The organism is Catenulispora rubra, from assembly GCF_015356825.1.
GTDB classification, from domain to species: domain Bacteria; phylum Actinomycetota; class Actinomycetes; order Streptomycetales; family Catenulisporaceae; genus Catenulispora; species Catenulispora rubra.
In genome coordinates this window covers 1-9,099 of the sequence record NZ_JAACYW010000394.1, presented here as the reverse complement: position 1 = coordinate 9,099, position 9,099 = coordinate 1, and the positions used below count along the sequence as shown (strand labels likewise).

Below are 9,099 nucleotides of genomic sequence, written 5' to 3'. Positions count from 1 at the left end.
GTGGTAGGGGGTTCGGGTTTGCGCGGCGGGCGACTTCGGGCGCGGCGGCGGTTTGGCTCGCCCGGCGTGCGGCGCATGGATCCGGCGGTCGGCGTGCACCGGCCGCTCGCTAGATTGGCGCCATGCGATCTTCCTCCCGCGCAGTCGGGCTGGCACTCGGGTTCGCCGCCGATTGGTACTTCGCCGATCCGCGGCGGGGGCATCCTGTGGCGGGCTTTGGGCGCGTGGCTTCGGGCGTGCGGCGGGTGCTGTATGCCGATTCGCGGGCTGCGGGTGTTGCCTACGCGGGTGTCCTCGTGGCCGGCGCGGGTGCCTTGGGCGCTGCGGCGGAGCGGGTTGGGCGGCGGCCGGTGGTGGGGACTGTGTTGACCGCTGCTGCGACGTGGACTGTGCTCGGCGGCACGTCGTTGCGGCGGGAGGCGGCGGTGATCGGGGAGGCGTTGGAGGCGGGGGATCTTGCGGCTGCTCGGGAGCGGTTGCCGCACTTGTGTGGGCGTGATCCGCGGGGGCTTGATGCCGACCAGATTGCGCGCGCTGTTGTGGAGTCGGTGGCCGAGAACACCTCCGACGCGGTGGTGGCGCCGCTGTTCTGGGGCGCCGTTGCGGGGATTCCGGGGCTGCTGGCGTATCGGGCGTCGAACACGCTGGACGCGATGGTCGGCTATCGCAACGCCAAGTACCGCAACTTCGGCTGGGCCTCCGCGCGCCTCGATGACGTCCTCAACTGGGTCCCGGCACGCTTCACCGGTGCTGTGACGGTCGCGGCGGCGCCGGTCGTCGGCGGTAGCCCGCTGCATACGCTCAGGGTTCTGCGACGCGACGGCGCGCAGCACCCCAGCCCGAATGCCGGGCGGTGCGAGGCTTCTGCGGCCGGGGCGCTGGGGGTGCGGCTCGGGGGGACGAATACTTACGGCGACGTCGTCGAGCATCGGCCGGTCATGGGGAGTGGTCGGGCGCCGCGCGTCGGCGATATCCGGCGGGCCGCAGTGTTGTCCGCCACAGTCGGGCTCGCGTCGGTCGCTGCCGCCGCACGTCTGGCGAGCGCCGTCGGGCCGCGTCGCCGGCCAAACCGCTGAGCCGCTGATCGCCACCCTGCGCCCGGGGCTCCGAGCACCGCAGATCTGGCACACTGTCCACCAAGACGACAGTCCAGGAAGCCCGTGCGAATCGGGCGCTGTCCCGCAACTGTGAGCGGCCCACCCCCGCGAGCCAGGAACTGCCTGCCGTCCGCACCCCATCAGCCCAAGGCGGAGCGCGGACTCCGCGAGAGGAAGTACCGTCGCATGCCCGCGCGCGTTCTGTTGCTGTCGACAGCCGACACCGAACTCCTGGCCGCCCACGCCTGCGGCGCCCCCTACCGCACCGCCAACCCGGCCCGCCTCGACGCCGAGGCCCTCGCGCCCCTGCTGCGCGACGCCGACGTCGCCGTGCTCCGCCTCCTCGGCGGCCACCGCCAGTGGCGCTGGCTGGTCGACGCGATCGCCGCCAGCGGCCTGCCGGCCGTCGTCCTCGGCGGCGAAGCCGTGCCGGACGCCGAGCTCATGGCTCTCTCGACGGTCCCCGGCGGCGTCGTGGCCGAGGCGCTCAACTACCTCACCGCCGGCGGCCCGGCCAACCTCGACCAGCTCGCGAACTTCCTCACCGACACCGTCCTCGGCGGCGGCGAGGGCTTCGAGGCGCCGCAGGCCACGCCGGAATTCGGCGTCCACGGCGACCGGGAGCAGCGCGAAGGGCGCCCGACGGTCGGCATCGTCTTCTACCGTGCCCACGAACTCTCCGGCAACACCGCGTTCGTCGACACCCTCGCCGACGCCCTCGAAACCCGCGGCGCCAACGCCCTCCCCGTCTACTGCGGCTCCCTGCGCGGCCTGTCCGACGACGCCGGCAAGGGTCTCGTCGAACTCCTCGGCCGCTGCGACACGCTGGTGGTCACGGTCCTGGCCGGAGGCGGCGCCACCGCCGCGGACGCCAGCGCCGGCGGCGACGAGGACGCCTGGGACGTCGGCGCGCTGGCCGCCCTGGACGTCCCGGTTATCCAAGGGCTCTGCCTCACCTCCTCCCGCCAGGCATGGCAGGACTCTGACGCCGCCCTCACCCCGATGGACGCCGCGATGCAGGTCGCGATCCCCGAATTCGACGGCCGTCTGATCGCCGTCCCCTTCTCCTTCAAGGAGACCGTCCGGGGACAAGACACAGCGGCGGGCATCCCGGTCTACGTCGCCGACGAAGAACGCGCCGCACGCCTGGCCGGCATCGCCCACCGCCACGCCGCCCTGCGCAGCATTCCCAACCGCGACAAGAAACTCGCGCTCGTCCTGTCCTCCTACCCGACCAAGCACGCACGCGTCGGCAACGCCGTCGGCCTCGACACCCCGGCCAGCGCCGTGCGCCTCCTCCACGCGCTGCGCGCGGCCGGCTACACCGTCGGCGACTTCCCCGACGACGGCGACCAGCTCATCCACCGCCTGATCGCGGCCGGCGGCCACGACGTCGAATGGCTCACCGAGGAGCAGCTGGCCGCGGCGCCCGCGCGCGTCCCGCTGAGCGACTACGAGTCCTGGTTCGCCACGCTCCCCGAAGACCTGCGCGAGGGCATCCGCCGCCACTGGGGCGAGCCCCCCGGCGCGCTCTACGTGGACGGCGACGACATCGTCCTGGCCTCGCTCCAGTTCGACAACATCCTGCTGATGATCCAGCCCCCGCGCGGCTTCGGCGAGAATCCCATCGCCATTTACCACGACCCCGACCTGCCGCCGAGCCACCACTACCTGGCCGCCTACCGCTGGCTGGAGCACAACTTCGGCGCGGACGCCGTCGTGCACCTCGGCAAGCACGGCACGCTGGAATGGTTGCCCGGCAAGGGTCTGGGCTTGTCAGAGTCCTGCGCCCCCGACGCCGTCCTCGGCGAGCTGCCGCTGGTCTACCCGTTCATCGTCAACGACCCCGGCGAGGGCTCCCAGGCCAAGCGGCGCGGGCACGCCACCGTCGTGGACCACCTGATGCCGCCGATGGCGCGCGCCGACACCTACGGCGACCTGGCAAAGCTTGAGCAGCTGCTCGACGAGTACGCGACCGTGCAGGCGCTGGACCCGGACAAGACGCCGGCGGTGCGCGCGCAGATCTGGACGCTGATCCGCGCCGCGCAGCTGCACCACGACCTCGCCGCGATCCTGCACGGGGACGTCGACCGGCAGCCCGACGATGACGACTTCGACGACTTCGTGCTGCACCTGGACGGGTACCTGTGCGAGATCAAGGACGTGCAGATCCGCGACGGGCTGCACATCCTCGGGCGCGCGCCGGAGGGCGAGGAGCTGGTCGCCGACGTGCTGGCGATCCTGCGCGCCAAGCAGGTCTTCGGCGGCGTGAACGGCGCGGTCACCGGGCTGCGGCAGGCGTTGGCGCAGTACGTCGGGCTCGACGAGCAGGTGCTGCTGGCCGAGCCGGGGGCGGCGGTGAAGGTGCCGGAGGAGCTGGTCGCGCTCGCCAGTGACGACGGGGCGCCGGCCCGGTCCGCATCGGATGCCGTGGACCTGCTGGAGAAACTGGCCCGGCGGCTGGTGGACGCGCTGGCCGCACAGGACTGGGATCCGGCGGCGGTGCCAGGGATCTGCGATGCGGTGCTCAGCGCTTCGCTGGAGGTCGGCGCGGCGGGATCGGCAGCAGAGTCGGCATCGGACATCGCTGCTGTCCTGCGCTTCGCCGCCACCGAGCTCGTCCCGCGCCTGGCCCGCACCACCGACGAGATCACCAACGTCCTGCGCGCCCTCGACGGCCGCTACATCCCGGCCGGCCCCTCCGGCGCGCCGACCCGCGGCCTTGTCAGCGTTCTGCCGACCGGCCGCAACTTCTACTCCGTCGACCCGAAGGCCATCCCCTCGCGCAACGCCTGGGACGTCGGTGTAGCCCTTGCCGAGTCGCTGATCGCCCGCCACCTCGCCGACACCGGCGAGTACCCGCGCTCGGTCGGCCTGACCGTCTGGGGCACCTCGGCGATGCGTACCCAGGGCGACGACATCGCCGAGATCCTGCACCTGCTCGGCTGCCGTCCGGTGTGGGACGAGGCCTCGCGCCGGGTCACCGGCTTCGAGGTGGTGCCGGTCGCCGAGCTGGGCCGGCCGCGCATCGATGTCACGGTTCGTATCTCAGGATTCTTCCGTGACGCCTTCCCGCACGTCATCGCACTCATCGACGACGCCGTCCAGGCCGTCGCAGACCTCGACGAAACCGCCGCGGACAACTACGTCCGGGCGCACGCCGACGCCGACACCGCCGCGCACGGCGACCGCCGCCGCGCCACCACGCGCGTGTTCGGCTCCAAGCCCGGGGCGTACGGCGCCGGCTTGCTGCCGCTGATCGACGCCCGCGACTGGCGCACCGACGCCGACCTCGCCGAGGTCTACGCGGTCTGGGGCGGCTACGCCTACGGCCGGGGCCTGGACGGCCGCGAGGCCCGCGGGGACATGGAAAGCTCGTTTCGTCGCATCCAGGTCGCGGCGAAGAACCAGGACAACCGCGAGCACGACATCGTCGACTCCGACGACTACTTCCAGTACCACGGCGGCATGGTGGCGATGGTGCGCTCGCTGACCGGCACCTCGCCGGCGGCCTACGTCGGCGACTCGGCGGTGCCGGAGGCTGTCAGGACCCGGACACTGGCCGAGGAGACGCACCGCGTGTTCCGGGCCCGCGTGGTGAACCCGCGGTGGGTGGCGGCGATGCAGCGCCACGGCTACAAGGGCGCCTTCGAGCTGGCCGCGACGGTCGACTACCTGTTCGGCTACGACGCCACCGCCGGGGTCGTGGACGACTGGATGTACGAGCAGCTGGCGCAGACCTACGTCTTCGACGAGACGAACCGCGCGTTCATGGAGCGCTCGAACCCGTGGGCGCTGCGCGGGATCTCCGAGCGGCTGCTGGAGGCCGCCGAGCGCGGGCTGTGGGCCGAGCCGGAGGAGCAGACGCTGGACGGGCTGCGCCAGGTGTTCCTGGAGCTTGAGGGCGAGCTCGAAGGGGACTAGCAAAAACCCGCTGGTCGGGGCGCCGCGGCGGAGACGAGCTGCGGCGCCCGGAAAATAGCGGGCCGGCCGGTCCGGTGCTTGCTAGGCTCCGTGACCATGTGTTGCAACGCGCTGTTCATCCGCATCCGCCTCTGACGGCGGGTAGCGATCCCCTGATCTGCGATTCCCGCCGCATCCGAGTCCCTGCCGGTGCGGTCGTTCAGTGCTTGAATCAAAAGCATGGCTGCCCGGCTTCGATCGCGAGAATGCCGCGGAGCAGCGCATGCAGTACCAAAAAGCTTCTGAATTCCTTGGCGGACGCCACGAACTCGGCCAGAACTTCCTTGCCGATCCCGCGCTGATCGCCGCCATCCAGCGGCTGGTCCGGGACGAGACGCAGGGTCCGATCATCGAACTCGGCGCCGGCGACGGTGCGCTGACCGGGCCGTTGTCGCGGCTGAATCGGCCGGTCACGGCGCTGGAGATCGATCCGCGCCGGGTGCGGCGGCTTCAGCGGCACTTCGGCGACAGCGTGGACGTCAGGCAGGCCGACGTCCTGCGCCACCGCTTCCCGGCCGCGCCGCACACCGTGGTCGGCAACGTGCCGTTCCACCTCACCACGGCGATCATCAGGAAGCTGCTGTCCGAGCGCGGGTGGGGCAGCGCGGTGCTGATCGTGCAGTGGGAGGTGGCGCGGCGGCGCGCCGGGGTCGGCGGGGCGAGCATGCTGACCGCCGCGTGGTGGCCGTGGTACGACTTCCGCCTGGTGCGACGGATCCCGGCCTCGGCGTTCCGGCCGGTGCCGTCGGTGGACGCCGGGCTGCTGCTGATGCGTCGGCGGGCCGTGCCGCTGGTCGACGGGCGGCAGGGGTATCAGGCCTTTGTGAAGCAGGTCTTCCAGGCGCCGGGGCGCGGGCTGGAGGAGATGATCGGGCGCACCGGGCGGGTGCGGCGTGCGGAGCTGCGGGAGTGGGTCCGGTGGAGCCGGATCCCGGCCCGGGCCCTGCCCAAGGACCTGGTGGCCGAGGACTGGGCCCGGTTGTGGGAGTTGGTGCGGGACTGAACCGGGACTGAACCGGGACTGAACCGGGACTGAACCGCTGTCAGCTCGCCGTGTCGGCGCTGGTGCCGACGCTCGCGCCCGCGGCCTGGAGCGACTCCAGCAACTTGGCCGTGCGCAGGCCGTCGCTGTGGTCGCGGGACTCGGTGATCAGGCCGTCGACGACCCGGATCACGTTGATCGAGGGCAGTTCGAAGCCCTCCCCGGTGGGCACCAGCGTGCCGACGACGGTGAACTCCACGATCGCGACCTGCGGGTCGGCGGTCTCGTGGAGGGTGACGTTCTTGACCTCGCTGTAGTGCAGGTATTGCGCGAAGCCCTTCATCCGGGTGCGCAGCGCGGTGTTGCCCCGCGACTCCCGGTACTCCTCCGCGACGAAGGGGTTCGTGACCACGACGTCCTCGGCGTAGAGGTCGGCGAGGTCGTCGCGGCTGCCCTCGATGACGGTGCGCAGCATCAGTTCGACGGTTTCGCGGGTCGTGCGGACGTGCTCGGACATGCGGATCTCCTCCACGGATGCCAAGTGGGGCGAGCGCCCCGTTTCGCTCACCGGAACGATACGGGGCGTGCGCCCCGGTTGTCGAGGGGGGTTACGCTGGCGCTGTGAACGGGTCCGTTGATGCCGATGTGACCGGCGGCGCCGCGCAGTCGACCGCCGAACGCCCGCTGCGCGCCGACGCGCGCCGCAACCGCGCGCGGGTGCTCGCGGCGGCGGCCGAGGCGTTCGCCGCCGAGGGTCCGGCGGTGCCGCTGGACGAGATCGCGCGGCGCGCCGGCGTCGGCGCGGGCACGGTCTACCGGCACTTCCCGACGAAGGAGGAGCTGCTGGCGGCCGTGCTCGTCGCGCGGATGGAGACGATGCTGGCCGAGGTGCACAGCGCGCTGGCGGCGCCGGATCCGGGGCTGGCGTTCTACGGCTTCTTCGTCACCATGACCGTCGACGCCCAGGACAAGATGGACCTCGCCGAGGCGTTGACGAGCCACGGCATCGACATCCGGGCCGCGACCGGCGACATCGCCGGGGCGCTGAAGGGGGCGCTGGCCGATCTGCTGCGCCGGGCTCAGGACGCCGGCGCGGTGCGTTCCGACGTGGGCGTCGAGGATCTGCACGCGCTGGTGATCGGGGCGATCGCGGCCGCGCGTGCCGCGCCGTCGGGGGATGTGCCGCGAGTGGCGGGGTTGGTGGCCGACGGGCTGAGGCCGCGTCCCAAGACCTGAGCGGATAGCTTGGCGAACCTTGGCTCCTGCCGGTCCCGCGCCTAGGGTAATGGCTGGCAGGAGGGTGCGACGATGACGACTGACCAGGCATTTACCACACGTCCGGAGCTGAGCGGCACGTTCGGCATGGTGTCCAGCACGCACTGGCTTGCCTCGTCGGCGGGCATGGCGGTGTTGGAGCGCGGCGGCAACGCGTTCGACGCCGCGGTGGCCGCGGGGTTCGTGCTGCACGTCGTGGAGCCGCATCAGAACGGCGCCGGGGGCGACCTTCCGGTGGTGTTCGCGCGCGGGGACGACAAGCGGCCGACCGTGTTGTGCGGGCAGGGCGTGGCGCCGGCCGGGGCGACCGTGGAGCACTTCCGCGACCTCGGTTTGGCGCTCGTGCCGGGCTCGGGGTTGCTGGCGGCGGCGGTTCCGGGGGCGGTGCCGGCGTGGCTGACGCTGCTGCGCGATCACGGGACGATGGAGCTCGCCGACGTGCTCGGGTACGCCATCGGCTATGCGCGGGACGGGTATCCGGTCACGCCGGCGATATCGCAGTGCATTGCGGATATCGAGCCGATGTTCCGGGAGCACTGGACGACGTCCGCCGACGTTTACCTTTCTGGCGGCGGGGTTCCGGCTGTGGGTTCGGTGTTCCGCAATCCGACGCTGGCTGCTACGTATCAGCGTTTGGCCGACGCGTCCGGTTCCACGCGCGAGGCGCGGATCGATGCTGCGCTGGACGCGTGGAATCAGGGGTTTGTCGCTGAGGCGATCGATGCTTTCGCCCGGACTGCTTGGCGAGACTCTTCGGGGTCCGATCATGCCGGTGTTATTACGGGTGCTGATATGGCGGCATGGCAGCCCTCTTATGAAGAGCCGGTCCGTTATGACTTTGGCGGCTATACGTTCTGCAAGACCGGTTCCTGGGGCCAGGGGCCGGTTCTGTTGCAGCAGTTGGCGTTGCTTCAGGGGCAGGAGCTCGGCGAGCCGGGGTCGGTGGACTTCATCCATCGGGTGGTGGAGGGGGCCAAGCTCGCCTTCGCCGATCGCGAGGCCTGGTATGGCGACGGCTTCGACACGCCGCTGGTTGCCCTGCTCTCGCCGGAGTACAACGCGGAGCGTCGTGGGCTGATCGGCGAGGTCGCGTCGCTGGAGCTGCGTCCGGGGTCGCCGCAGGGGCGGGTGCCGGTGTTGCCGAGCCGTCCTGAGCTGCCGATCCCGGTCGACGCGTCCACCGGGGAGCCGGTCGCGTCGGGTGCGGGGCGTGGGGAGGCGCGGGGGGACACGGTGCACGTGGACGTCGTGGACCGGTGGGGGAACATGGTCGCGGCGATGCCCAGCGGCGGGTGGCTGCACTCGTCTCCGGTGATTCCGGCGCTCGGGTTCTGCCTGGGGACGCGGATGCAGATGACGTGGCTGCAGGACGGGCTTGCCAGCACCCTGACACCCGGGCTGCGGCCCAGGACCACGCTGTCGCCGACGCTGGCAATGCGCGGGGAGGAGCCGGTGCTGGCGTTCGGGTCGCCCGGCGGGGACCAGCAGGACCAGTGGCAGCTGCTGTTCGTGCTGAACCACGTGCTCGGCGGGATGGATCTGCAGGCGGCGATCGACGCGCCGACGTTCCACACGTCGCACTTCCCGGAGTCGTTCTACCCGCGGCCAGCCTACCCGGGGCGGGTCGTGGCCGAGGCGCGGCTCGGCGCCGCGGTCCTGGACGGGCTGCGGCGCCGGGGGCACGAGGTGGTCGTGGCGGGGGACTGGGCGCTCGGGCGGATGTGCGTGGTCGGGCGGGATCCGGAGCGCGGGTTGGTGCGCGGGGCGGCCAATCCTCGGGGG

6 protein-coding genes and 1 riboswitch are annotated in these 9,099 nt (G+C 71.8%); of the genes, 5 read left to right on the top strand and 1 reads right to left on the bottom strand.

Annotated elements, in window-relative coordinates; translation table 11 throughout:
- The first annotated feature begins 122 nt into the window (after positions 1 to 122).
- The 3 genes from GWK61_RS50030 (at position 123) to erm (ending at position 6,063) form a co-directional block, all read left to right on the top strand.
- Positions 123 to 1,076 (top strand): cobalamin biosynthesis protein, encoded by a 954-nt coding sequence (locus GWK61_RS50030; protein WP_194920902.1) that lies wholly within the window; start codon positions 123 to 125, stop codon positions 1,074 to 1,076.
- A gap of 29 nt (positions 1,077 to 1,105) precedes the next feature.
- Positions 1,106 to 1,238: riboswitch (cobalamin riboswitch) on the top strand.
- Between the two features lie 45 nt (positions 1,239 to 1,283).
- Positions 1,284 to 5,021 (top strand): cobaltochelatase subunit CobN, encoded by a 3,738-nt coding sequence (gene cobN / locus GWK61_RS50025; protein WP_194920901.1) that lies wholly within the window; start codon positions 1,284 to 1,286, stop codon positions 5,019 to 5,021.
- 262 nt (positions 5,022 to 5,283) lie between these two features.
- Positions 5,284 to 6,063, top strand: coding sequence for a 23S ribosomal RNA methyltransferase Erm (gene erm, locus GWK61_RS50020; protein ID WP_194920900.1), 780 nt, complete (start codon positions 5,284 to 5,286; stop codon positions 6,061 to 6,063).
- Between the two features lie 40 nt (positions 6,064 to 6,103).
- Here the strand turns inward: erm and GWK61_RS50015 are convergent, their stop codons facing one another.
- Positions 6,104 to 6,559, bottom strand: a complete 456-nt coding sequence (locus GWK61_RS50015; protein ID WP_194920899.1) for a nuclear transport factor 2 family protein — start codon at positions 6,557 to 6,559, stop codon at positions 6,104 to 6,106.
- A gap of 104 nt (positions 6,560 to 6,663) precedes the next feature.
- Here GWK61_RS50015 and GWK61_RS50010 point away from each other — a divergent pair, with 104 nt between their 5' ends.
- Together GWK61_RS50010 and GWK61_RS50005 are read left to right on the top strand one after the other, a co-directional pair.
- On the top strand, positions 6,664 to 7,278 hold the full coding sequence (locus GWK61_RS50010; RefSeq protein WP_323748129.1) for a TetR/AcrR family transcriptional regulator: 615 nt from the start codon (positions 6,664 to 6,666) through the stop codon (positions 7,276 to 7,278).
- Between the two features lie 72 nt (positions 7,279 to 7,350).
- On the top strand, positions 7,351 to 9,099 hold a 1,749-nt coding region (locus tag GWK61_RS50005), incomplete at its 3' end, for a gamma-glutamyltransferase family protein (RefSeq protein ID WP_194920897.1).